Annotated in this window: 22 protein-coding genes; 1 reads left to right on the top strand and 21 read right to left on the bottom strand. The window is 71.9% G+C overall.

Annotation, left to right across the window (positions count from 1 at the left end; translation table 11 throughout):
- Positions 1–94 precede the first annotated feature (94 nt).
- The 14 genes from AB0I21_RS48585 to AB0I21_RS48520 all read right to left on the bottom strand — a co-directional run bounded on the left by AB0I21_RS48585 (position 95) and on the right by AB0I21_RS48520 (position 13081).
- Positions 95–868, bottom strand: a complete 774-nt coding sequence (locus AB0I21_RS48585) for a flagellar motor protein (protein WP_344515729.1) — start codon at positions 866–868, stop codon at positions 95–97.
- Positions 869–871: 3 nt separating this feature from the next.
- Positions 872–1156, bottom strand: coding sequence for a flagellar FlbD family protein (locus AB0I21_RS48580; RefSeq protein WP_360571460.1), 285 nt, complete (start codon positions 1154–1156; stop codon positions 872–874).
- Between the two features lie 164 nt (positions 1157–1320).
- Entirely contained in the window at positions 1321–2544 is a 1224-nt protein-coding gene (locus AB0I21_RS48575) for a flagellar hook protein FlgE (protein ID WP_344515725.1), read from the bottom strand.
- A 15-nt stretch (positions 2545–2559) separates the two neighbouring features.
- Positions 2560–2985, bottom strand: coding sequence for a flagellar hook capping FlgD N-terminal domain-containing protein (locus tag AB0I21_RS48570; RefSeq protein WP_360571458.1), 426 nt, complete (start codon positions 2983–2985; stop codon positions 2560–2562).
- Between the two features lie 204 nt (positions 2986–3189).
- Entirely contained in the window at positions 3190–5856 is a 2667-nt protein-coding gene (locus AB0I21_RS48565) for a flagellar hook-length control protein FliK (RefSeq protein ID WP_360571456.1), read from the bottom strand.
- Positions 5853–6851: a transglycosylase SLT domain-containing protein gene (locus AB0I21_RS48560; protein WP_360571455.1), complete on the bottom strand. Its 999-nt coding sequence runs from the start codon at positions 6849–6851 to the stop codon at positions 5853–5855. The genes AB0I21_RS48565 and AB0I21_RS48560 overlap by 4 nt, the downstream gene beginning before the upstream one ends.
- Entirely contained in the window at positions 6848–7282 is a 435-nt protein-coding gene (locus tag AB0I21_RS48555) for a cell envelope biogenesis protein TolA (protein WP_360571453.1), read from the bottom strand. Before AB0I21_RS48555 ends, AB0I21_RS48560 begins: the two co-directional genes overlap by 4 nt.
- Positions 7282–8598, bottom strand: a complete 1317-nt coding sequence (locus AB0I21_RS48550; protein ID WP_360571451.1) for a FliI/YscN family ATPase — start codon at positions 8596–8598, stop codon at positions 7282–7284. Before AB0I21_RS48550 ends, AB0I21_RS48555 begins: the two co-directional genes overlap by 1 nt.
- Positions 8595–9395, bottom strand: a complete 801-nt coding sequence (locus AB0I21_RS48545; RefSeq protein ID WP_360571449.1) for a FliH/SctL family protein — start codon at positions 9393–9395, stop codon at positions 8595–8597. Before AB0I21_RS48545 ends, AB0I21_RS48550 begins: the two co-directional genes overlap by 4 nt.
- Positions 9379–10389 carry a flagellar motor switch protein FliG gene (gene fliG, locus AB0I21_RS48540; protein ID WP_344515712.1) on the bottom strand — a complete coding sequence of 337 codons (1011 nt, stop codon included), beginning with the start codon at positions 10387–10389 and terminating at the stop codon, positions 9379–9381. Before fliG ends, AB0I21_RS48545 begins: the two co-directional genes overlap by 17 nt.
- A 16-nt stretch (positions 10390–10405) precedes the next feature.
- Positions 10406–12022: a flagellar basal-body MS-ring/collar protein FliF gene (gene fliF, locus AB0I21_RS48535; RefSeq protein ID WP_360571447.1), complete on the bottom strand. Its 1617-nt coding sequence runs from the start codon at positions 12020–12022 to the stop codon at positions 10406–10408.
- Entirely contained in the window at positions 12022–12330 is a 309-nt protein-coding gene (gene fliE / locus AB0I21_RS48530; RefSeq protein ID WP_360571445.1) for a flagellar hook-basal body complex protein FliE, read from the bottom strand. Before fliE ends, fliF begins: the two co-directional genes overlap by 1 nt.
- A 2-nt stretch (positions 12331–12332) precedes the next feature.
- Positions 12333–12737, bottom strand: coding sequence for a flagellar basal body rod C-terminal domain-containing protein (locus tag AB0I21_RS48525; protein ID WP_360571443.1), 405 nt, complete (start codon positions 12735–12737; stop codon positions 12333–12335).
- A 2-nt stretch (positions 12738–12739) separates the two neighbouring features.
- Positions 12740–13081, bottom strand: coding sequence for a flagellar basal body protein (locus AB0I21_RS48520; RefSeq protein WP_344515704.1), 342 nt, complete (start codon positions 13079–13081; stop codon positions 12740–12742).
- A 296-nt stretch (positions 13082–13377) separates the two neighbouring features.
- Here AB0I21_RS48520 and AB0I21_RS48515 point away from each other — a divergent pair, with 296 nt between their 5' ends.
- Positions 13378–15519, top strand: coding sequence for an MMPL family transporter (locus AB0I21_RS48515; protein WP_360571441.1), 2142 nt, complete (start codon positions 13378–13380; stop codon positions 15517–15519).
- Between the two features lie 451 nt (positions 15520–15970).
- On the opposite strand, the gene AB0I21_RS48510 is transcribed toward AB0I21_RS48515, so the two are convergent.
- The 7 genes from AB0I21_RS48510 to AB0I21_RS48480 form a co-directional block, all read right to left on the bottom strand.
- Positions 15971–18157, bottom strand: coding sequence for a glycosyltransferase (locus tag AB0I21_RS48510; protein WP_360571439.1), 2187 nt, complete (start codon positions 18155–18157; stop codon positions 15971–15973).
- Between the two features lie 72 nt (positions 18158–18229).
- Positions 18230–18574 (bottom strand): hypothetical protein, encoded by a 345-nt coding sequence (locus tag AB0I21_RS48505; RefSeq protein WP_360571437.1) that lies wholly within the window; start codon positions 18572–18574, stop codon positions 18230–18232.
- Positions 18571–18957: a flagellar export chaperone FliS gene (gene fliS, locus AB0I21_RS48500; RefSeq protein ID WP_360571435.1), complete on the bottom strand. Its 387-nt coding sequence runs from the start codon at positions 18955–18957 to the stop codon at positions 18571–18573. The genes AB0I21_RS48505 and fliS overlap by 4 nt, the downstream gene beginning before the upstream one ends.
- A gap of 32 nt (positions 18958–18989) precedes the next feature.
- On the bottom strand, positions 18990–20348 hold the full coding sequence (gene fliD, locus AB0I21_RS48495) for a flagellar filament capping protein FliD (RefSeq protein WP_360571433.1): 1359 nt from the start codon (positions 20346–20348) through the stop codon (positions 18990–18992).
- 78 nt (positions 20349–20426) lie between these two features.
- Positions 20427–21281, bottom strand: a complete 855-nt coding sequence (locus tag AB0I21_RS48490) for a flagellin (RefSeq protein WP_360571431.1) — start codon at positions 21279–21281, stop codon at positions 20427–20429.
- 251 nt (positions 21282–21532) lie between these two features.
- Positions 21533–22387, bottom strand: a complete 855-nt coding sequence (locus AB0I21_RS48485) for a flagellin (RefSeq protein WP_344515690.1) — start codon at positions 22385–22387, stop codon at positions 21533–21535.
- A 210-nt stretch (positions 22388–22597) separates the two neighbouring features.
- A partial coding sequence (locus AB0I21_RS48480) for a flagellin (protein ID WP_360571428.1) occupies positions 22598–22854 on the bottom strand: 257 nt, incomplete at its 5' end.

Genomic DNA, 22854 nt, shown 5'->3' with positions numbered 1-22854 from the left:
TCCGCTCATGCCGCCACCTCCGCTGCGCTCCGGCGTCGGCCTGAGCCGAACCTGTCACATGATGAGCGGACCGAGCCGCTTCGCTGTCCGCTCATCAGGCGGCCTCCTTCTTCTCAGTGACGCTGCCCGGCGGCAGCAGGCTTCGGAGCTTCTGTGCGACCAGGCGGGGGTTGGCCCCTGCCTGGATGTTGATGATGCCGGCGATCACGAGCTCCATCTGTGCGCATTCGAGCTCGGACAGCCGTTTCAACTTGGCTCCCATCGGCAGCCACATGACGTTTGCTGAGAGAACTCCCCAGAGCGTCGCCACGAAGGCGCCGGCGATGAGGTGGCCGAGCTTGTCCGGCTGGCTCAGGTTCTCCAGTACGTGGATCAGGCCGATGACCGTGCCGATGATGCCGATCGTCGGGGCGTACCCGCCCATGCCCGTGAAGATCGTCGCGGCCTGCTTGTCGGCCTTGCGTTTCGCGTCCACCTCGGCCTCGAGGATCGTCGCGAGCTCCTCCGAGTCGGTGCCGTCGATGGCGAGCTGCAGGCCCTTCTTGAGGAACGGATCCTGCACCTCCTTCATCGCGTCCTCCAGCGCGAGGAGCCCCTCGCGCCGGGCCTTCTCGGCGAGCTTGACGATGTCGTCGACCAGCGCGTCGGCCGGCTGCACGCTGCCCAGCAGCACCCGCTTGAACGAGTCGCCGAGCGCGATCGTGTCCTTCAGCATGCCGCCGGCCATGGCCGCGCCGAGCGTGCCGAAGAAGACCAGGATCAGCGGAGGCAACAGGAAGATGGAGCCGGGGCTGCCGCCTTCGAGGATCATCGAGACGAAGATCGCGATGAAGGCGAGCACGACCCCGATGATGGTTGCCGGATCCATGTGTCAGCGCTCCCGACGGTGGAGATGGACGACGTTGGTCTCCTTGGCGAGCTCCCGGGCCTCGTCGGCGCGCTCCGCCGACGTCTGCCCCACGAGCTGCTGCGCGTCCACGACCACCTGCGCCCGGTACTGGCGGATCAGCGCCACCAGCTCCGGCAGTGACTCGGCGATCAGGTACTTGGTGCCGTCGACCAGGGTCACGACGGTGTCGGGGGTGCAGTCGGCCCGCTCGACCAGGTCGGGGTTGAGGGCGAACACCGGGCCGTTGAGTCGGGTCAGCAGGATCATCGACGCGCTCCCGTCCTTGGTGGTAGTGGGCGAGGCCCCCTCCGTGGTGCCTTCGGAGTTCACATCGGACCGATCGGCCGACAGGTGAGGAGTTGACGGTTGCCGTGGAGGTGCTACGGAAAAGGCCCACCCCGAAGGGTGGGCCTTTTGTCCGATGGAATCCCTTACCGCTTCAGGTTCACCAGCTCCTGCAGCACCTCGTCCGACGTGCTGATCACCTTCGAGTTCGCCTGGAAGCCGCGCTGGGCCACGATCAGGTTCGTGAACTCCTGCGCCAGGTCGACGTTGGACATCTCCGTCGCACCGCTCTGCAACGTGCCGAGACCCGCCGTCCCGGCGACGCCGACCTGCGCCAGGCCCGAGTTCACGGTGAAGCGGTACAGCGAGTCGCCGACCTTCTCCAGACCGGGCGGGTTGTTGAAGTTGGCGAGCGCGAGCTGCGCCACCGTCTGCTTGTTGCCGTTGGAGAACACGCCGACGAGCTGACCGTCGGGGTTGATGCTGAAGGACTGCAGCGTCGCGGCCGGCGAACCGTTCTGGCTCAGCGGGCTCACCGTCGTGCTGCCCGTGTACTCCGTCAGGCCCGCCAGGTCCACCTCGACGCCGTTGCCGTCGCTGTCCGGGTCGTACAGCAGGCCGATCTTCGTGTTGCCGTTCGAGTCCGTGTACGTGGGCCCGCTGATCTGCCCGTTCGGCAGGAACGTCAGGCTCGCCGGTGACGACGGCGTGGTGCCGTCGCTGACGCTGACCTCCCACCCGCCGGCGGTCAGCGTGAACGTCGACGTCAGCGTCACCACGTTGCCCTGCACGTCGTACGTCTTGATCGATCGCGGGATCGTGGTGTTCAGCGGCGCGTCGGCCGGCAGGTTACCGGCGATGACCATGTTGCGGGTGGCGTTCGGTGCGATCAGTGTGCCCATCGGCAGCCGGATGTCGCCGATCGGCGCGTTCGTGTTGACCGTGCCGTTCACCGCCGGCCAGCCCTGCACCGCGGCGCCGGTCGGCGTGACCAGCTTGCCCTCGGCGTCGAAGTTGAACGCACCGGCCCGCGTGTAGAGCATCTCGTCGACGGAGTTGACGACGAAGAACCCGTCGCCGGAGATCATCACGTCGGTGGCGCGGCCCGTCGTCTGCGCCGAGCCCTGGATGAAGCTCGTGTTGATCGCGCCGAGCCGCACGCCCAGGCCGACCTGGGCGGGGTTCGTGCCGCCCTGCCCCTGCTGCGGCGCGCCCGCGGCCCGCATCATCTGGCTCAGCGTGTCCTGGAACACCACCTGCGACGACTTGAACCCCACGGTGTTGACGTTGGCGATGTTGTTGCTGGTGACATCCATCATCTGCTGGTGGGCCCGCAGACCGCTGATGCCGGAGAAGAGTGAGCGGAGCATAGGGGAGGGGTCCTTTCAGGATGCCGGGTTGCGGACTTCCTTGACCGCAGTGAGCGCGACATCCGTGTCGCCGACCCGCAGGGTGGGGCTGGTGCCCGAGAACGTCGCCGCGGTCACCACGCCGGACTGCTCCTTGCCGTCCTTGTCGGTGTACGCGACGGTCTTGCCGATCAGGTTGCTCGCGCCGAGCTGCAGCTGCGCGGTGAGCAGGCTCTGCTGCGCCGTCGCCAGATCGGTCAGCTTCTCGACCGTGGTGAACTGCGCCGTCTGCGCCAGGAACTCCGAGTTGTCCATCGGCTTCATCGGGTCCTGGTACTTCAGCTGCGCGACGAGCAGCTTCAGGAACGCGTCCTTGCCCAGGTCGCCGCCGGGTTTCGCGGGTGCTTCCTGCTTCGAGCCGTCCGTCTTCGCGACGTCGCCGGGCGCGTTCGTCTTCGGCACGTAGTCGCTGACGTTGCCAGGGACCGGCTTCGGGACGTAGTCGCCGACGTTGCCGCTGACAGGGCCGCTGGCGGGGCTGCTCGCGGGGGCGCTGGCAGGACTGCTCGCGGGGCTGCTGACCGGGGTGCGGGCAGGGCCACCGGCAGAGCCGGTGACCGGGCCGGAGACCGGCGTGATCGGGGTGGTGATGGCGAAACCCCCTACCTAGATGCGCACGTCGACCAGGGCGTCCGGGTCGAGGACCGGTTCGGTCGCCCGCGACTCGGGTGCCTGCTGATGAGATCGACCCTGCGACTGCCAACCTGAGAACTGTTGCGACTGGTTGCCGGGCCGGTCAGTGTCCTGGTGCAGATCCAGCGAGCACTGCCCGAATCCCGCGTCCCGCAGGTCCTGCCGCAGGTCCGGCAGCGCCGCCTGCAGCGCGGCCCGCGCCGCGTCACTGCCCGCCGCCAGCTGCACGGCGATCGTCCCGTCCCGCACCTCGGCGACGATGCTGACCTGCCCCAGGTCCCCGGGGCTGAGCTGGATCGTCATCCGGTGCACCCCGTCGGGCCCCTTCCGCAGCGGCGTCAGCACCATCGCGACCTGCGTCGCCACCGGCGCCGGCGGCGGTGCCTGCGCGGGCGCGGGAGTTGCCGCGACGGCCTGCGGCATCGGCGTCTGCGGCAGCTGTACGGCCACCGCCTGCCCTCCGCCGGCACCGTCCTCGATCCGCGCGGAGTGCCGCACGTGACCGTTGCCGCCGGGTGTCCCGCTCTGGCCGCCCCGGCCCTGCGCGTCGCCGGCGAGCGCGCCCTGTGCGGCTCCCTGTGCCGCCTGCTGCGCCGCGAGCTGCGCCGCCTGCTGACCGCCGTCGACCGTCCCGCCACGCGCCTCGGCCGGCACCGCGTCGGTGGCGGCGATGGCGGCCGTGGGCACGGGCTGGGGGAGCCCCTGCGGGCTCGCTGCGCCGCCGGCCTCGGCGGCGGACCGTGCCGCGGCCTGAGCGGCTGACTGGGCGGCGGCTGACTGGGCCGCGAACTGAGCGGCTGACTGGGCGGCTGGCTGGGGCGCGGACTGGGCGGCGGTGGTGGGCTGGGCCGTGGTGGGCTGGGCCGTTGTGGGCTGGGCCGTGGTGGGCTGGGCCGTGGTGGGCTGAGCCTGGTGCCGCGGGTCGAGCGGTGTGGTGGCCGGCGTCGCCGCGGGCTGCGGTGCCTGCGCCATCAGGGCGGCATCGCCGGTGAGCTGGGCGGTCGCCGGGGCGGTGGTCCGCGGCGCCCGGGGGAGCTGGGCCGGGCCGGTCGCCGGTGCCGCCTCCTGCGCGGTCAGCAGCGCCGCCGCCTGGGCGAGCAGGCCCTGCGCGGGGGCGGCCGGGACGGTGGCGGGTGCTGCCCCGGAGCCGAGCGCCTGCGTGGCGCCGGACGCGGCCACGACGGGCGCCGCCAGCGGCGTGGTCGCCGCGGTGGCGGTCAGGCCGGCACCGGGAAGCGGGTTGCCGGTCCAGGCGGCCAGGTCCTGCCCTTCGCCGGCCGGCCGCGCGGCACGGGGATCGGCCGGCACCTGCGGCGGTGTGGCGAGTCGCGCCGCCGGGTCGGGCAGCGCCTGCGCGGCGGCCTGCGCCCCGGTCAGCGCCGCGTCCTGTCCGGCGGCAGCCTGCGTCCCGGCGCGCGCCGCGAGCTGCGCCCCGATCCGAGCCGCGTCCTGCCCGGCTGCCTGTGCCCCGGTCCGCGCCGCGTCCTGCCCGGTGGCCTGCGTTCCGGCTTGAGCCGCGAGCTCTGCTTCAGCCCGCGCCGCGAGCTCTGCCGCGGCCTGCGTTCCGGCCTGCGCCGCGAGCCGCGCTCCGGCCTGAGCTGAAAGCTGCGCCCCTGCCTTCGTCGCGAGCCGCGCCCCAGCCTGAGCCGCGGCCTGGACGTCGGCCTGCGCTGAGAGCTGTGCCCCGGTCTGCGTTCCGGCCTGGGCCGCGAGCTGTGCTCCGGTCTGTGCCGTGAGTTGTGCTCCGGAACGCGCCGCGGTCCGGGACCCGGCCTGCCCCTCAGACTGCGCCCCGGTCGCAGCACCGATCTCGGTCCCGGGCGCGGTCCCGGTGGGGGCGCCCGGCCGCAGACCGAGCTGCGCTTGGGCCGTGGTCCGCGCCGGGTCCTGTTCCTGCGGCGCCGCCCCGGCCTGGGGCACGGCCCGGGCGTCGAGCTGGTGCCCGGCCGGCTGGAGGGTGGTGGGAAGCGCCGGCTGGGGTCCTGGCTCGGCGGCGACGAGCGGGACGGTCACCACCGTCGGGCCGGTCTCGGCGGCGGCGGCCCTCAGCATGGCCTCCAGGGGGCGCCGCACGCCCGCCTCGCCGGCCGAGCCGGGGCGCGCTTCGGTGACCGGGTCGTCGGGGGCGTGCGCGGGGGGCCTCGAGGCGCCGGGCGTGGGGTCCGCCGGGCGGGGCGCTTGCCGTACCGGAGCGGCGGCGGCATCGCGGGGCTCCTGGGGCCGCTCGGCGGAGGGGTGCCGCATCACGGGCTCCCGGTGCTGCTGGGCGGCCGCGGTGGAGGCGAGGGTGTCGGCCTCGGGAGTGCGGCGGCGGTCGTCGGCCCGGCGGTCCCGCACCGGGAAGCGCCGGTCCTGCGTCCTGTCCGTCCTGTCCCGGTCGCGGTCCTGCTCCGGGCGCCGCACGGGGCGTTGCTCGGGGCGCTGTTCAGAGCGCTGCTCGTAGCGCTGCTCGTAGCGCTGTTCGAAGCGCTGATCGAGGCGGCGGTCGCGGGCGCCCTGGGTCGGTGCACCCTGGGAGGCGCGGCCGTGGGTGGCGGCCGCCAGGGCCGCCGCGAACGCGTCCGAGGGGCCGGCGGCGGCAGGCTGGTCGGCGGCGCGGGTGGCGGCGGCCAGCCGGGTGACGTCCAGTGGTGCGGTCATGCGAAACCCCTTCCCGCGAGCTGCTCCATGGCCGCCTTGACCTTGGGTACGTAGGCCTGGGTCTGCGCGAACGGCGGGATGCCCCCGTAGCGGCTGACCGCGCCGCCGCCCGCGTTGTAGGCGGCGAGGGCGAGGTCGATCGAGCCGAAGCGTTCGAGGTTCGACGACAGCATCCGGGCGGCGCCGTCGACCGCCTGCGCCGGGTCGAGGGCGTCGACGCCGAGGCCGCGGGCGGTGGCCGGCATCAGCTGCATGAGGCCCTGCGCGCCGGCGCCGCTGACGGCGGCCGGGTCGTAGCCGGACTCGACCTTCGCGACGGCGGCCAGGAGGGCGGGCTCGAGGCCGTACTTCGCGCCGGCCTGCTGGAAGAGCTCCGCGTAGGGCACCTCCGCCGGCGTCGCCACCGTCGCCCCGGTGAGGGCGGCGGGCCGCAGCGCCATGGCCGTCGCGGAGCGCGATCCGGCGCCCGTCGCGCCGGACAGCGCGGAGGACCACGCCGGGTCCAGCGAGGTGTTGACGATCCGGCGGATGGCGGTGGGGGTCTCGTACACGTCCTGGACCTTCACCACGTCGCCGGCGTGCGGGGCGGCGATCATGCGGTTGTTCCCGAGGTAGATCGCGATGTGGTCGACGGGGCTGCCGAAGGCGAGCAGGTCGCCGGGGCGGGCGTGGGCCAGGTCGGCCACCGCGGTGCCCTGGCGCGCCTGGTCCTTCGCCACCCGGGGGAGCGTGACGCCGAGGTCGGCGTAGACCCGCTGGACGAGGCCGGAGCAGTCCAGGCCGCTCTCCGGCCTGGTGCCGCCGAAGACGTACGGCGTGCCGAGGTACCGCTTCGCCGCGTCCACGACGTCCCCGCCGGTGACCGCGGCGGTGCTGTCCAATGTGGACTTCAGGGTCGCCGCGAACGCCTCCCCGCTGCCGGTCGCGGTGGGCGCGCCGAGCCCGATCCGGGTCCGGATCTCCGCCACGCGCGCCTGCGCCTCGAAAACCGTCATGCGTCACCCCTGCGGTTGAAGGCGGCGGAGGTGGTGAGGTCGTCGACCGCCTTGGCCTCGATCGCGGCCGCCGTCCGCTTGCGGGTCAGGTCGTGCCGCTCCTGGAGCTTCTCGATCGTGCGGCGCTGCACGGCCGCGTCGGTGAGGTCGTCGAGCCGGTCCTGGACGGTCTGGTCGGCGAACTCCGCCGCGCCGATCGCCGCCGCGAGGGCCGTCGCCGTCGCCTGCCGGGCCATGAGGGTCGCGGCGAACGCCGCCGACGTCGCCCCGTCCGGGACCCGCCGGCCGTCGAGGTCGCGCTCCCGGGCGTGCACCGCCCCGTGCGCCGCGGCGGCCTCGCCACGGGCCCGGACGACGGCCGCCTTCGCCGCGTCCTCCTGGGCCTTGCGGGCCCGCAGGACCGCGCCGAGCCGGAAACCGTTCTTCGCCATCAGGAGCTCACCAGCGCATCCAGCATCGACCACGCCCGCGGAGCCGGGGTGGTGTCGTCCATGTCCTGTCGCAGGAAGTCGTTGATCTGCGGCCACAGCGCCCGGGCGCGGTCGGCGTCGAGGTTGGTGCCGCTCACGTACGCGCCGATCTCGACCAGCTCCCGCACGTCGCGGTGGGCGGCGAGCATCCGCCGCATCGCGGTGGCGTCGGCGCGCTGCTCACGGGTGGTGACCGCGTTGGCGACCCGGGACACCGACTCCAGCACGTCGATGCTGGGGAAGTGCCCGGAGGTGGCGAGCCGCCGGTCCAGGGTGATGTGCCCGTCGAGGATCGACCGGGCGGTGTCCGCGATCGGCTCGTTGTGGTCGTCGCCCTCGACGAGGACCGTGTACAGGCCGGTGATCGAGCCGACCGGCGCCGGACCGGCCCGCTCCAGCAGGCGCGGCAGCAGCGCGAACACGCTCGGCGGGTAGCCGCGGGTCGCCGGCGGTTCGCCCGCCGACAGGCCGACCTCGCGCTGCGCCATCGCGGTGCGGGTGAGGCTGTCCATCAGCAGCAGCACGTCCTGGCCGCCGTCGCGGAAGTACTCGGCGATCCGCGTCGCGACGAAGCCGGCCCGCAGCCGCACCAGTGGCGGCTGGTCGGAGGTCGCGATCACCACGACGGACCGGGCGAGGCCCTCGGGCCCGAGGTCGTTCTCGATGAACTCGCGGACCTCGCGGCCCCGCTCGCCGACGAGGCCGATCACGGAGATCTCGGCGTCCGTACCGCGGGTGATCATGGACATGAGGCTGGACTTTCCGACGCCGGAGCCGGCGAAGATGCCGATGCGCTGCCCGCGCCCGCACGGCACGAGCGTGTCCAGGGCGCGCACGCCGAGCGACAGCGGCTCCTGGACCCGGCCGCGGGCGAGGGCGTCGGGCGCGTCGTGCTCGACCGTGACCCGCTCCAGGCCGGTGAGCGCCGGCCCGCCGTCCATCGGGCGGCCGAGCCCGTCGAGGATTCGGCCGCGCAGCTGCGGGCCGACGGCGATCTGCAGCGGCGAGCCGGTGCTGCGCACGGGGCTGCCGGTGCCGACGCCGGTGAGCGCGCCGAGCGGCAGGCACGCGAGCCGGTCGCCGTCGATGGAGACGACCTCCGCGGGGACCGTCGAGCCGAGGCCGCCCGGGTCGCCGATCTCCACGAGGTCGCCCACGCGGCCGCCGACGCCGGCGACCGTGACCGACAGGCCCACGATCGAGGTGACCCGGCCGCTGACGCGGGGGTTGGCGGCCTGGCGGGCGGCGGCGATGCGCTGCTGGAGCGACGACGTCACTGTTCGAGCACCTCCCGGACCCGGTCGAGCGCCGGCGCGAGCCGGGCGTCGACCGACGTGGCGTCGCACAGTGCGAGGGCGTCGCCCGGTCCGAGCGCCGGGTCGTCCACGAGGGACACCGTGCGGCCGTCCATGACCAGTTCCGTCTGTCCTATCGTCAGCCGGTCCGCCGGGTTGAGCCGGACCGTCACCGGACGTGTCCCGGGCACGAGCGCGAGCGCCCGCGCGAGGGCCTCCCGGCCGGGCTCGGTCGCGGTCCGCAGCTCCCGGCCGAGGACCGCCTCGGCGAGCGCGAACGCCGTCGTCACGATCTGGTCCTCGATGTCCTGCGCGGCCGGCACCGCCCGGCGCTCCAGCGTGCCGGCGGCGGCGTCGATCGCCCGCAGGGCCGACTCGATGCGGCGGCGGTGCTCCTCGGCGGCCGCCGCGGCCTCGGCGGCGACCCTCGCGGCCTGCGCCTCGGCGCCGGTCTTCGCCTCCCGCATGCCCTGCGCCCACCCGGCGGCGTACCCGGCGGCCTCCGCCTCCTCGCGGACCCGCTCGACGAGCTCCGGCGGGAACGTCTCGCGCTCCCGGAGGTCGACGTCGAACCGGGCCTGCGGCGCGGCGCCGGCGCGGTCGTCGGTGAGGACGCTCTCGCCGTACCGGACGGTCGAGGGGACCTCCGGCGGCGGGAACGCGCGGGTCGCGGGCGTCGGTGGCGGCGGGGGCGGCGGCGGGAACGCCGGGCGTGGCGCGCCCGCGCGCTTCTTCGCCGGCGGCGGGAAGGCGAGCGGATACTCAGCCGACGAACTCATCGTCGTCCCCTCGGCGGATCGTGATCTGGCCGGACTCCTCCAGGGTGCGGATCGCCTGGACGATCTTCGCCTGGGACTCCTCGACGGTGCGCAGGCGGACCGGGCCGAGCATCTCGATCTCGTCGGCGAGGTTCTCCGCGGCACGCTCGGAGAGGTTCTTCATGACCTTCTGGCGGACCTCCTCGCGGACACCCTTGAGCGCGGTCGCGAGGTCGTTGGTCTCCACCTGGCGCAGCACGAGCTGGATGGAGCGGTCGTCGAGGGACACGATGTCCTCGAACATGAACATCTTCGAGCGGATCTCCTCCGCCAGCTCCGGGTTGCGCCCGGCGAGCCCTTCGAGGATCAGCCGCTCGGTGGCCCGGTCGGTCCGGTTGATGATCTCGACGAGCGGTTCGAGGCCGCCGACCGCGGACAGGTCGCTCGGCTGGAGCACCGAGGACATCTTGCGCTCCAGGGTCGCCTCCACCTTGCGGATGATCTCGGGGGAGGTGCGGTCCATGACGGCGATGCGGTGCGCGACGTCGGCCTGCAGCTCGGGGGCAAGCCCGCCGAGGATCTGCGACGCCTGCGTGGCAGTCATGTGGGCGAGGACCAGCGCAATCGTCTGCGGGTGCTCGTCCTGCAGGAACGACAGCAGCTGGCGCGGGTCGGCCTGGCCGAGGAAGCCGAACGGCACGTCCATGAAGACGGTGTTGAGCCGGCCGACGATCTCGCCGGCCCGCTCGCGGCCGAGCGACGCCTCCAGCAGGTCGCGGGCGAAGTCGAGGCCGCCCTGCCCCACGTACCGGTGGCCGGTCGCCATGTCGTGGAACTCTTCGAGCACCACGTCGGCGATGTCGCCCTCGACCTGCCCGAGCCGCATGATCTCGGCGGTGAGCTCCTCGACCTCGGCCTCGCGAAGATGCGCCATGATCTTCGCGGCGTCCTCCTTGCCCATCTGGACAAGGAGGATGGCTGCTTTCCGCAGCCCCGTCATCTCCCCGGTCGTCATCGGTCAACCGGCCCGCTCAGCCGCGCCGGTCGGCGAGCCAGCCGCGCAGCAGCTGCGCGACCTCATCGGGTTGCTTCTCGACCATCTGGGTGATGTCCCGGAAGCGCCCGTCGCGGTCGAACTCCTCGCCGGGCCCGCCGGCGCCCTCGAGCTCGTGGGCGCCGCCGATGCCGCCGTGACCCTCCAGGGCGAGCTTGGCGCGGGCCGCCTCGATCGCCGCCTGCATCTCCTCCAGAGCCGCGTTCTGCTGCTCGGTCAGCTGCACCTTCTCCCGCTTGCGCCGGCGGCGGTTGGAGATGGCCGCGAGGATCAGCAGGACCAGCAGGGCCAGGATGATCAGGCCCATCTGGATGTACTTCTGCTGCAGCTCGCTCTTCTCGGCCTTCGCGGCCTCCGCCTGCGCGTTCTGCTCGGCCGTGGCCTTGGTCGTGTCGAACGCCATCGAGCTGACCGCGATCTGGTCGCCGCGGGTCGCGTCGAGGCCGACGGCGGAGGAGACGAGCTGCTGCAGCTGCGCCTCGTCGACCTTCGCCACGGAGCTGTCGACAATGACGGCGACGGCGAGCTTGCGCACCGCGCCGGGCGCGGTCTTCTTCGTCTCGGTGACCATGCCGACGGCGTTGTTGCGGGTCTCGGTGGACTGCTGGTAGGTCCCGTCGCCGCCGGCGCCGGTGCCGTTGGGGACCTGGATGTTGTCCGGGCCGAGGACGCCGCCGACCGGGGTGCCGTTGCCGCCCGTGTACTGCTCGGATGACTTGGACTCCGACAGGGGCGGCACGGCCGGGTCCGCGACGTACTTCTGCGTCTTGGTCTCGGTCGCGTCGAAGTCGAGGTCGGCGGTCACCTGCACGACGGAGTGCCCCGGCCCGACGACGGTGTCGAGCATGTTCTGCAGCGCGTTGTTGAGCCGCTGCTCGAAGGCGGTCGTCTGGCCGGACTGCCCGTCGGGGGAGGACCCCGGGCCGTCGCCGGCGCTGGACAGGACCTTGCCGTTGGCGCCGACGACCGTGACCGCGTCCGGTTCGAGCCCTTCGACGCTGGAGGACACCAGGTGCACGATCGACGTGACGGCGCCGCCCGGCAGCGGTTTCGTGCCGGTGTCGACGAGCACCGACGCGGTCGGCGCGACCTGGTCGTCGGTGAAGACGTCCTTCTGCGGGATCGCGAGGTGCACGGTGGCCTTGTTGACGCCGTTGATCGCCTCGATCGTCTTGCCGAGCTCGCCCTCCAGGGCCCGCCGGTAGGTGACCTGCTGCATGAACTCGCTGGTCATGATGCCCTGCTTGTCCAGCAGCGAGTAGCCGGCGTCGCCCGCGGCGGGCAGGCCGGCCCCGCTCATCGAGATCCGCAGGCTGTACACCTGGTCGCTGGGCACGTTGATGGTGCTGCCGCCGTCGGACAGCGTGTAGGTGACGCCGTCGGCGTTGAGCTTGTCGACGATCGCGCTCGCGTCGGTGGCGGCCAGGTTCGAGAACAGCGGCGCCATGGTCGGTTTGCCGGCCCAGGTCGCGAAGAAGTACCCGCCGATCGCCAGGGCGAGCACGGCGACGATCGTGACCGCCCGCTGCCCGGGGGTGAAGGCCTTCCAGCCGTCGGTCCCCCGCCGCATGAGGGCGGTGAGCCGGTCACGCATCAGGCCTGCATCCTCATGATCTCGTTGAAGGACTCAAGGGCCCGGTTGCGCACGGCGACGGTGAGGCTGGTCGCGAGGTTCGCCTCGGTCGCGGCGATCATGTAGTCGTGCACGTCGGTCAGGCTTCCGGTGGCGGCCTGCACGGCGAGGTGGTCGGCGTTGTCCTGCACCTGCTGCAGCCGCTGGAGGCCCTGCGCGACCATGGCGCCGAAGTCGGTGCCGGACGACGACGGGGCGCTCGAGTCGGACGCGGAGATCGGCGGGAGCGCGGGAAGGGCACTGACGGCCCCGACGGCGTCGATGGTCATGGTCAGCCCTTCCCGATCTGGATCGCGGCCTGGTAGGCGTCCTTCGCCCGGTCGACCACCGTGAGGTTCGCCTGGTAGGCGCGCTGCGCCATGATCATCTGTGTCATCTGCGAGCCGAGGTCGATGTCGGGGTACCTGACGTAGCCCTCGCGGTCGGCGAGGGGGTTCTCCGGCTCGTACACCAGACGCCCCTTCGGATCGCCCAGCGCGGTGCCGGCCACGACCGCGCCGCCTTCCCCGGTGCCGTAGTCGACGGCGCGGGCCTGCACGTAGCGGGCGCGGAACACCTGGCCCGACGTCGACTGCGCGTCGTTCATGTTGGCGACGTTGTCGGCGACCGCGTCCAGCCACTTGCGGTAGACGGTGACGCCCGTGCCGGCGATGCCGATGGCGCTGAAGATGGTCATCGTCAGCCCCTGATCGCGGTCCGCAGGAGGCCGAACTTGTCGTCCACGCCGCGCAGCATCGTCTGGTACCGCAGACCGGTGTCGATGTTGGAGAGGACCTCGTGGTCGAGGTTGACGTTGTTGCCGTCCTCGCGGGTCGGCTCCAGCGACCGGGCCACGGCGATCGTCGTGTCCTGCGGCCGGCCGGCCTCGACGGCGGTGCGCAGGGAGTCCTCGAAGGACACCCGCCCGGCGAGGAAGCCGGGCGTCTCGATGTTGGCGATGTTGTCGGCGATCACCCGCTGCCGTTTCGCCAGCCCCGTCAGGGCGCTGTGCAGGGTGACCGACGTGACGTCTTCGAACACGGCTGGGACGCTCCCGTCCACCGAAAAACGGCTTTGTTGCGGTGTGTCGCCGGTCCCTGGCCCTTGGAGTGAGCGATCCTTGCTCATTGGAGCCATCGGCGCACGTCGGCCCGGGTTGAGGAAATCGGCCTCGGGGAAAACCCCCAATGCCCGAATCCGGGTGCGGGTCGGGTGCAGCCCGGATGTTCGCGGGGCGCGCAATCCATAGCGTCTCTTGCGTGGAGAAGAGACCAGTTACCGTACGGGTGGCGCGCTGGAGCGCGGAGCACCCTTGGCGCGCAATCGCTCTGTGGGTCGTGTTCGTCGCTGTCTGCTTCATCGGCGGGAACATGGCGGGCACCGTCGAGGCGAGCAACTCCGACCAGGCCATCGGCGAGTCCGGCCGGGCCGACGTCATCGTCAACGAGGGCCACTTCGACAACCCGGCGACGGAGAGCGTCCTCATCACCCCGCTGTCCGGCGCCCTGGACCGGACCGCCGCGGACAAGGCCGCCGCCGACGTGGCGACCGCAATGAAGGCGCTGCCCGAGGTCGCCTCGGTGAGCGACCCGCTGCCCTCCCACGACGGCGGCGCGCTGCTGGTCCGGGTCACCATGAGCGGCGACCCCGAGACCGCCCAGGACCGGGTCGGCAAGCTGCGCGACGCCACCGCCGGCGTGCAGCGCGCCCACCCTGGGCTGCGGGTCGAGGAGACCGGCGGCGAGTCCATCGGCCAGGCCATGGACGACACGCTCGGCAAGGACTTCCAGCGGGCCGAGTTCCTCAGCCTGCCGGTGACGTTCGCGATTCTCATCGTCGCGTTCGGCGCGCTCATCGCCGCCGGCGTGCCGGTGCTGCTGGCGCTGTCGTCGGTCGCGGCCGCGCTCGGCCTCTCGACGCTCGCCTCGCACCTGGTGCCGTCGACCGACACCACCGCCAGCGTCATCCTGCTCATCGGCATGGCCGTCGGCGTCGACTACTCCCTGTTCTACCTGCGCCGGGAGCGCGAGGAACGGGCGAAGGGCCGCAAGCACCTCGACGCCGTCGAGATCGCGGCCGAGACGTCCGGGCACGCGGTCGTCGTCTCCGGCGTCGCCGTCACGATCGCGATGGCGGGCCTGTTCCTCGCCGGTGACGTGGTCTTCTCGTCCCTCGCCGTCGGCTCGATCCTGGTCGTGCTCGTCTCCGTGATCGGCTCGCTGACCGTCCTGCCGGCGCTGCTGTCGAAGCTCGGCCGCTGGATCGACCGGCCCCGCGTCCCGGTGCTGTGGCGCCTCACCCGGCCCCGCGCCGAGGGCGAGGGACAGTCGAAGGTCTGGAGCTTCATCCTCCGGCCCGCCCTGCGCCGCCCGGTGGCCACGCTGGCGATCTCGGTCCTGGCGCTGCTGGCGCTCGCCGCGCCGGCGCTGAGCATGCGGCTGAGCTTCCCCGGCATGGAGGACCTGCCGCGCACCACGCCCGCCATGCAGGCCTACGACCGGCTCGTGAAGGCGTACCCCAGCAACGGCACCGTGCACACAGTCGCCGTCCGCGTCCCGGCCGGCCAGCTCGACGCCACGAAGGCCGCGCTGACCGAGCTGGCGAAGGCGGCCGCTGCCGACCCGCTGTTCGCGCCCCTTGACGAGGCGCCCGACGTCGAGGTGTCCGCCGACGGCAAGGTCGCCGTGCTCGACGTCGCCACCCCGTTCGCCGGCCGCTCCGAGCAGGCGAAGGAGTCCCTCGACAAGCTGCGGGAGGTCATGGTCCCGCAGACCGTCGGCAAGGTGCCGGGCGTGCAGGCGGGCTCGGACGCCGCCGTCGGCGGGTTCGTCGGCGCCGACGTCGACTACGCCGACCACGTCAAGCACAAGCTGCCGCTGGTCGTCGGGTTCGTGCTGGTGCTGACGTTCCTGGTGATGGCCTTCACGTTCCGCTCGGTGGTCGTCGCGGTCACCTCGATCGCGCTCAACCTGCTCTCCGCCGGCGCGTCCTACGGCCTGGTCGTCCTGATCTTCCAGGGCACCTGGGCGGAGGGCATCCTGGGCTTCACGTCCATGGACGCGGTCGTGTCGTGGCTGCCGCTGTTCCTCTTCGTGGTGCTGTTCGGCCTGTCGATGGACTACCACGTCTTCGTCGTCAGCCGCATCCGCGAGGCGGTCAAGCAGGGCATGCCGACCCGCGACGCGGTGGCGCACGGCATCACGGGCTCCGCCGGCGTGGTCACCAGCGCGGCGATCGTGATGGTGGCGGTGTTCTCCATCTTCGCGACGCTGAGCACCATCGACATGAAGCAGCTCGGCGTCGGCCTCGCCGCCGCGATCCTGCTCGACGCGACGATCATCCGCGCGGTCGTCCTGCCCTCGCTGATGACCCTGCTCGGCAACGCCAACTGGTGGGCGCCGCGCTTCATGCGCCCCCGCGAGGCGCCGCGGCCGCCCGCCCCGGTGATCGAGGGCGAGCTGGTCGGCGCGGGCCGCTGACCCCGCAGCCACGCAAGGGCCGGCACCGTCCCACAAGGGGCGGTGCCGGCCGCTTTCCGCCGCCCCGGTTCCGCAGACGCCGCCCCGGTTCCGCAGACGCCGCCCCGGTTCCGCGGACGCCGCCCCGGTTCCGCGGACGCCGCCCCGGTTCCGCGGACGCCGCCCCGGTTCCGCGGACGCCGCCTCGGTTCTGCGGACGCTGCCTCGGTTCTGCGGACGCTGCCTCGGTTCTGCGGACGCTGCCTCGGTTCTGCGGACGCTGCCTCGGTTATGTCGACTCGCTCCGCTCACCGACATAACCGAAATGTCGGACATGTTCGCGCAGCGGACATGTCCGGGGAGGGGGACCGTCCGTCCGTCCGTCCGTCCGTCCGTACGGCCGTTCGACGTGCCGGCATGTCGGCCTTGCTGCGCGTCGGCGGCTGCGTGCCGGTGCTCGGTCAGCGATGTTTCAGGCGTCGGCGAGCTCGATGGAGTCGGACACCTTCGGGGCGAGGATGCGCATCTCCTCCAGGACCGGGGCGCTCTGGTCGTCGGGCACCGCCGCGAGAGCCTCGTTCAGCAGCGGCAGCGCGGCCTCGTCGTGGAACATCTCCAGGGCGATCGCCGCCGCCAGGGTCCGCTCCCGCGGCGTGCGCCGCGAGTTGCCGGACAGGGCGAGCAGCGTGCAGCGCTCCGCGAACCCGTGCTGCCGCAGCCGCGCCGACCACTCCATCGCCCGGATCAGCGGGACCAGCCGGCCGACCCGGGCCGCGACGGTCAGCACCGTGGGCTCGCCGGGGTACCGGCGCCACAACGCTTCCAGCAGCTCGTCGGCGGCCTCCGGCGGCGCCTCCGCGATGCCGAAGAGCAGCCCGCGCACCCCTTCGCGGGGCAGCAGTTCGGCGACCTCCGCGAGACTGCCGTCGGCGGCGCCCAGCACCTGCGCCATCCGGGCGACGGGCACCGGCACCCGCCCCTCCCGCAGCGACCGCCGCAGCTGCTCCGCCGCCTCCTGGTTCCGGTCCAGCCGGCTGAGCGCGTCGATGTGCAGCCCGGCGAAGCGGCCCTTGCCGACGCCGTACAGCAGGTCGTTCATGCCCGACTCCGGCAGCGCCGCGACGATCTCCAGGGCCCGCTCGTAGTCGCCCTCGGCGAAGCGCAGCTTGACCTCGTGCTCGTCGACGGTGAACGCGGTGCTGGCGATCCTGCGCAGCTCCTCGATGGTCTCGTTGGCCTCGGTCAGGCGCTTCAGGGCGAGGTACGCGTCGGCGAGGATCTTGAGGAACAGGACCCGGTGGCTGTTCTCCTTCGCCTGCTCCAGGCCGCGGCGGGACGTCTCGATGGCCTCCTCGATGTGCCCGGAGCCGATCTGGGCGCGGGCGAGGTTGCCGATGGCGGTGATCCCGCTGACGTCCTCCGCGGCGAGCTCCGCCAGCCGCAGGTTGCGCTCGGCCTTGCTCTTCACGGTCCTGCGCAGCGCGGTGTAGCCGACGTGGGTGAGCACCGCCGTGGTCAGCTGCGGGCCGACCATGGCGGTCCCGGTGACCCGGTCGACGACCTGTTCGTGCAGCCGCCCGTACAGGCGCGACGGCGACCTGCGGAAGAGCCGGGGGAAGTAGATGGTGCTGTGCCCGGAGCCGCCCTCGTGGCCCTCCTGGTTGTCGATGGTGACGAAGAAGGCCCGGGCGTCGCCGCCGCCGGCGACGGCCGCCCGCACCGCCTTCGCATCGCCGGTGAAGATCTCGTCCGCGTCGACCCACAGCGCCCACGTGCCGCGGCAGTGCTCCAGGCAGCGGTTGCGGGCGTCGCCGAAGTGCTCGTTCCAGTACCCCTCGACGACCCGGGCGCCGTGGGCGCGGGCGATCGCGACCGTGTCGTCGGTCGAGCCGGTGTCGTAGACGACGATCTCGTCGACCAGGTCGCGCAGCGCGTCCAGGGACCGGGCCAGCACGTCGGCCTCGTCCTTCACGATGAGCGCCGCGCTGATCAGCGGCGCGCCGGGCTCGTCGGTGAACTCGCCGCGCAGCCCGCAGTTCGTCGACGCCACGTGCGCCACCAGCGCCGCGTGCGCCACGGTGACGCGTCCCTGCACCGCGAGCCCGTCCCAGGGCAGGTCGGCGGTCGGCCCGCCGGCGATCGCGAGCGCGTCGCGGCGGATCGCCACGCACACGGGCCCGAGCCGGTCCACGTCGCTGAACTCGCCGCGATGGTCCTGCCGCCACTGCCTGGCGAACGCCTTGAACGCCGCCGCGCTGGCCATCGCCTCCTTCGGCAGCTCGGCCTGCTGGGGGCCGAAGCTGTTGTGGCAGCGCGGGCCGGTGGCGACCACGGACGGGTCGCCGAAGGGCTCCAGGACGGGGTCGAGCCAGTGCGCGGACAGCACGACGTCACCGTCGACGAGGATGATGATCGGGTGGCGGGTCGCGTCGACGCCGGCGGCCCACCGCTCGGCGGCCCCTGCCCCGGCGGGCGACTCGATCACCTTCAGCCACTGCTCGCCGCGCACCTCGGCGCGCAGGTCGGCGCGGTCCGACGGCAGCACGCAGACCACCTCGTCGCGCAGGCCGAGGGAGGCGCGCAGCGACAGCAGGCAGGCGTGGAAGTCGTCGGCGCTGCCCCCAGCGGCGACGATCACGGACACCGGGATGTGGGTCATGCCGGTGTCATCGGCAGTTTCGGGCGCATTCGCAGTGCTTTTCGGTTGCGGGCGCTTTCTGCCCCGGATCCTTCAGGTGCGGTTGTCCACGTAGACGGGCACGGTCTCGGCCGCCTCGCGGTGCAGCCGGTTGACCAGCCGCGCCTGCTGGCGGTTGCCGGCGATCGCGATCGTCAGCTCCCTGGAGAGGTCGAGCTGCCGTTGTACGAGCCGCCGCGCCCGGTCCGCGAGCGCGATCGGCAGCGGGCCGAGCCCTTCCGGCGGGCTGAACGTCACCGCCGTCACCGGTGCGGCCTCCAGCACGTCGCGGTGCCGCAGCATCTGCTCGACCTCGTCGGCCTCGAGCTCCATCGCGTCGAGCGCCGCGACCCACGCCTCGTCCCACTCGCCGCCGGCCTCGTGCTGGGGCGTGGTCACGGCCCGGACCCGATCACCTGCGCGGCCGCCTCCCGCCATGCGTCGCGCAACTGCTCGGCGAAGCTCTGCACGGCCTCGACCTTGCCCCGGTCACCGGTGACGTTGGCCTGGACCAGCTCGGTGATCAGGTAGCTGTACAGCGAGGCGAGGCCCGGCCCGCCGCTCCACGCGGTGGGGTCCAGCGTCGCCCGCAGCTCCATGATGATCTCCTGGGCGTGCTGGATCCGCGCCGACGCCGTCGGCTTGTCGCCCGTCTCCAGCGACTGGCCGGCGATCATCAGGTCGAGCACCAGCCGGTCGTACAGCATGACGAGCAGCCGGGACGGGGGAGCCGTTGCGACGCTGTCGCTGACGTAGCGGTTGCGCAGGGCTTGTGTGGTCATTCGATCTCCAGTGGCCTGAGGGGGAGCAGGGCCTAACCGAGCGAGGCGAGCTGGCCGGACAGCCAGCTGCCCTGGTTCTTCAGCTTGCCGAGCGCGGTCTCCATGGCGCCGAACTGCTTCTGCAGCGTCGCCTGCCGCGCCTGCAGCCGGACGTCCCAGTCGTCGACGCGGTGGTTGAGGTCCGTGATCGCGTCGTTGCCACTGGTGATCAGCCGGGACAGCGTGCCGGTGTTGGTCTGGGTGGCGGTGTCCGCCACGCCGGACAGCTTGTCGGCGAGGCCCGTCTTCAGGGTGACGTCCGTCTGGGCGGTGTCGATGAACAGCGCCTGCGTCTTCTCCGGGTCGGCGTCGAGCGCCGCGATGAACTTGGCCTTGTCGAACGTGAGCTGGCCGTCGCGGGTCAGCTCGATGCCGACGTCCTTGTAGCTGCCGTTGCTGGCGGTGCCGCCGGAGACGGTGTTGAGCACGTTGCTGGCGACCTGCGACATGATGCTGTTGCCGGCGAGCGGGCCGCCGGGGACCGAGCCGCTCTTGTTCTTGGTCTGGCTGGAGATCTCCGACAGCGCCTGGTTCGCCGCGTCGATCATGGCCTGGACCTTGCCGGCGATGCCCTCGTTGTCGCGGGAGACGGTGACGGTCACCGGCGGGTCGGTCGGCTGCTGCACCTTCGTGGCGGTGACGGTCAGGCCGTCCATCAGGTCCTTGAACGTGTTCGTCGACGACGTCACCTTCAGCGGGGTGGCCGGGTCGCCGACGAGCAGCTCGGCGTCCGCGCCCGTGGAGACGATCTGCTCGGCGCCGAGGGTGAAGGGGTTGCCGCCGCTGGTGAAGTCGAAGGTCGAGGCGGAGCCGGTCGTGGTCGACGTGAGCTGCATCGTGTACTGGCCGGGGGAGACCTGGAAGGCGGTGGCCTTCACGCCGAGGTCGGCGGTCTTGTTGATGGCGTCGACGACACCCTTGAGCGACGTGTCGGTGACGTTGACCGTCTTCGGCGTGCCGTTGACGTCGATCTGGAACGACGAGCCGCTCATGATCGTGTCGGTGGTCGCGCCGACCGTGCCGTTGAAGACGACCGCGTGGGCGGCGGCCAGCTTGTTCACGCGGAAGGACAGCGCACCGCTCTGCGCGCCGGTCGACGTCGTGGTCGCGGTGGCGGCGTCCGAGCTCGACGTGGCGACGCCGCCCTTCCAGGCGGTGGGGTCCACCAGCGCCTTGGACGCGGTGAGCAGGGCCTTCATCTTGGTGTTGATGCCCTGGTACGCGGTGACGACCTTCTGCTGCGTGGCCACCTTGGCCTTGAGGGCGGTCTGTGGGGCGGCCTCGACCTGCATCAGCCCGCTGATGACCGACGAGGTGCTCATGCCCGAGATCAGGCCGTCGACGCTACCCATGGTGGAACCCCCTAAAAGAACTGCGAAACACGCGTGCGGGGAGGAAACCTCGGTCCCCTCCCCGCCTTACGAGCGCTGTCAGCGCAACAGCGACAGCACGTTCTGCGGCGCCTGGTTGGCCTGGGCCAGCATGCTGGTGCCCGCCTGGGTCAGGATCTGCGATCTCGTGAACGAGACCATCTCCTGGGCCATGTCCGTGTCACGGATCCGGGACTCGGACGCGGACAGGTTCTCCACGGCGACGTTCAGGTTGTTGATGGTGTGCTCGAACCGGTTCTGGTACGCACCGAGCGTCGCCCGGGCGGTCGACACGCCCTTGATGGCCGTGTCGATCGCGGTGATCGCCGCGGAGGCGTTGGTCACCAGGTCCAGCGCGTCGGTCCCCAGGCCGGTCGAGTCGAAGCCGGTCACCGCGACCCCGCCGAAGGCGGCGGTGCCGAGACTGACCGTGATCTGGTCCGCGGACGCGGTGTTGGCGCCCACCTGGAAGGTGCCCACGTAACTGCTCGACGGGTCGAGCAGCTTCTGCCCGCCGAAGGCCGTGGTGGTCGCGATCCGGTTCAGTTCCTCGTTCAGCTGCGTGAACTCGGTCTGCGCGGCGGTCCGCGCGTCGGAGTCCTGCGAACCGGTCGAGGACGCCTGCACGGACAGGTCGCGCATGCGCTGCAGGATGGAGTGCGTCTCGGTGAGCGCGCCTTCAGCGGTCTGCACGACCGAGATGCCGTCCTGCGCGTTGCGGACCGCGACCTTCAGGCCGCCGATCTGCGAGCGCAGGCCCTCGCTGATGGAGAGGCCGGCCGCGTCGTCGGCGGCCCGGTTGATCCGGAAGCCGGACGACAGCTTCTCCAGCGACTTGCTCATCTGGTTGTCGGTCACCGACAGGTTCCGGTAGGAGTTCTGCGCGGCGATGTTGTTGTTGATCCTGAGACCCATGACAGTTCCTCCTTGAGCTCGGTCCGGCCCTCCGTGGCCTGTTCACGGGGCAGATCGGCCGAGCCCGGGAGGAGTTGAGGAGAAAAGGCTTGAGTGCGACGCGCAGCGGCGCATGGGGGGCCGCGGGGTGGGAACCCCCCGGCGCGGGACCAGCCGCTCGCGGTGGGGCGGCTGGAGACTGGCAGGGCACGGCGCCCTGGGTGGGTGCCGTGCCCTGTCATGCCCTCGTCAGGCCATCGACTCCAGCTCCTCTAGCGCAGCAGGGAGAGGACGTTCTGCGGCGCCTGGTTGGCCTGGGCCAGCATGCTCGTGCCGGCCTGGGTCAGGATCTGCGAGCGGGTGAACGACACCATCTCGGAGGCCATGTCCGTGTCCCGGATGCGCGACTCCGAGGCGGACAGGTTCTCCACGGCTGTGTTCAGGTTGTTGATGGTGTGCTCGAACCGGTTCTGGTATGCACCGAGCGTGGCCCGAGCGGTCGAAATACCCTTGATCGCCGTGTCGATCGCGGTGATGGCCGCCGACGCTCCCGTCACGAGGTCGAGCGAGTCGACCCCGAGGCCGGTCGAGTCGAAGCCGGTCACGGCGACCCCACCGAAGGCGGCGGTGCCGAGGTTGACCGCGATCTGATCGGCGGACGCCGTGTTGGCGCCGACCTGGAAAGTACCCGTGTAGCTTGCCGTCGGGTCGAGCAGCTTCTGCCCGCCGAACGACGTGGTGGTCGCGATCCGGTCCAGCTCAGCGTTCAGCTGAGTGAACTCGGTCTGCGCGGCCGTGCGCGCATCGGTGTCCTGCGAACCCGTGGACGACGCCTGAACGGAGAGGTCACGCATACGCTGCAGGATCGAGTGCGTCTCGGTGAGAGCACCTTCAGCGGTCTGCACGACCGAGATGCCGTCCTGGGCGTTGCGCACCGCGACCTTCAGGCCGCCGATCTGGGACCGAAGACCCTCGCTGATCGAGAGACCTGCCGCGTCGTCGGCGGCACGGTTGATCCGGTAACCCGACGACAGCCTCTCCAGCGACTTGCTCATCTGGCCGTCCGTGACCGACAGGTTACGGTAGGCGTTCTGAGCAGCGATGTTGTTGTTGATGCGAAGACCCATGAAGTTCCTCCTTGAATCGGGTCACTGGCCGGGCCATCCGTGGCCCGGTCGTTCTCAACATCGGCACCCGGTCGTGCCGCATAAGGCTTCTGGGCAGGAATTTCCCGGGAAAAACAGCGGCGGCGCCCCCGTGGGTGGGGGCGCCGCCGTGTGTCATCGACTGAGGAGGATGGTGCGTGTGTGTGTTGTCCGTGTGGTTGGGGGGATCTGTTAGCGCAGCAGGGACAGGACGTTCTGCGGCGCCTGGTTGGCCTGGGCCAGCATGCTGGTGCCGGCCTGGGTCAGGATCTGTGAGCGGGTGAAGGACACCATCTCCTGGGCCATGTCCGTGTCGCGGATGCGGGACTCGGACGCGGACAGGTTCTCCACCGAGGTGTTGAGGTTGTTGATCGTGTGCTCGAACCGGTTCTGGTACGCACCGAGCGTGGCCCGCGCGGTCGAGATGCCCTTGATCGCGGTGTCGATCG

The organism is Dactylosporangium sp. NPDC050588 (assembly GCF_040654975.1).
Classification (GTDB): Bacteria; Actinomycetota; Actinomycetes; order Mycobacteriales; family Micromonosporaceae; genus Dactylosporangium; species Dactylosporangium maewongense.
The sequence above is the reverse complement of the archived record's forward strand: the minus strand, read 5'-3'. Positions and strand labels throughout refer to the sequence as shown.

Bases quoted from the DNA above. Each gene is read 5' to 3' on its own strand.
- AB0I21_RS48585 (WP_344515729.1), bottom strand. From the start codon at position 868: ATGGATCCGGCAACCATCATCGGGGTCGTGCTCGCCTTCATCGCGATC.
- AB0I21_RS48580 (WP_360571460.1), bottom strand. From the start codon at position 1,156: ATGATCCTGCTGACCCGACTCAACGGCCCGGTGTTCGCCCTCAACCCC.
- AB0I21_RS48575 (WP_344515725.1), bottom strand. From the start codon at position 2,544: ATGCTCCGCTCACTCTTCTCCGGCATCAGCGGTCTGCGGGCCCACCAG.
- AB0I21_RS48565 (WP_360571456.1), bottom strand. From the start codon at position 5,856: ATGACCGCACCACTGGACGTCACCCGGCTGGCCGCCGCCACCCGCGCC.
- AB0I21_RS48560 (WP_360571455.1), bottom strand. From the start codon at position 6,851: ATGACGGTTTTCGAGGCGCAGGCGCGCGTGGCGGAGATCCGGACCCGG.
- AB0I21_RS48555 (WP_360571453.1), bottom strand. From the start codon at position 7,282: ATGGCGAAGAACGGTTTCCGGCTCGGCGCGGTCCTGCGGGCCCGCAAG.
- AB0I21_RS48545 (WP_360571449.1), bottom strand. From the start codon at position 9,395: ATGAGTTCGTCGGCTGAGTATCCGCTCGCCTTCCCGCCGCCGGCGAAG.
- fliG (WP_344515712.1), bottom strand. From the start codon at position 10,389: ATGACGACCGGGGAGATGACGGGGCTGCGGAAAGCAGCCATCCTCCTT.
- fliF (WP_360571447.1), bottom strand. From the start codon at position 12,022: ATGCGTGACCGGCTCACCGCCCTCATGCGGCGGGGGACCGACGGCTGG.
- fliE (WP_360571445.1), bottom strand. From the start codon at position 12,330: ATGACCATCGACGCCGTCGGGGCCGTCAGTGCCCTTCCCGCGCTCCCG.
- AB0I21_RS48525 (WP_360571443.1), bottom strand. From the start codon at position 12,737: ATGACCATCTTCAGCGCCATCGGCATCGCCGGCACGGGCGTCACCGTC.
- AB0I21_RS48510 (WP_360571439.1), bottom strand. From the start codon at position 18,157: ATGACCCACATCCCGGTGTCCGTGATCGTCGCCGCTGGGGGCAGCGCC.
- fliS (WP_360571435.1), bottom strand. From the start codon at position 18,957: ATGACCACACAAGCCCTGCGCAACCGCTACGTCAGCGACAGCGTCGCA.
- fliD (WP_360571433.1), bottom strand. From the start codon at position 20,348: ATGGGTAGCGTCGACGGCCTGATCTCGGGCATGAGCACCTCGTCGGTC.
- AB0I21_RS48490 (WP_360571431.1), bottom strand. From the start codon at position 21,281: ATGGGTCTCAGGATCAACAACAACATCGCCGCGCAGAACTCCTACCGG.
- AB0I21_RS48485 (WP_344515690.1), bottom strand. From the start codon at position 22,387: ATGGGTCTTCGCATCAACAACAACATCGCTGCTCAGAACGCCTACCGT.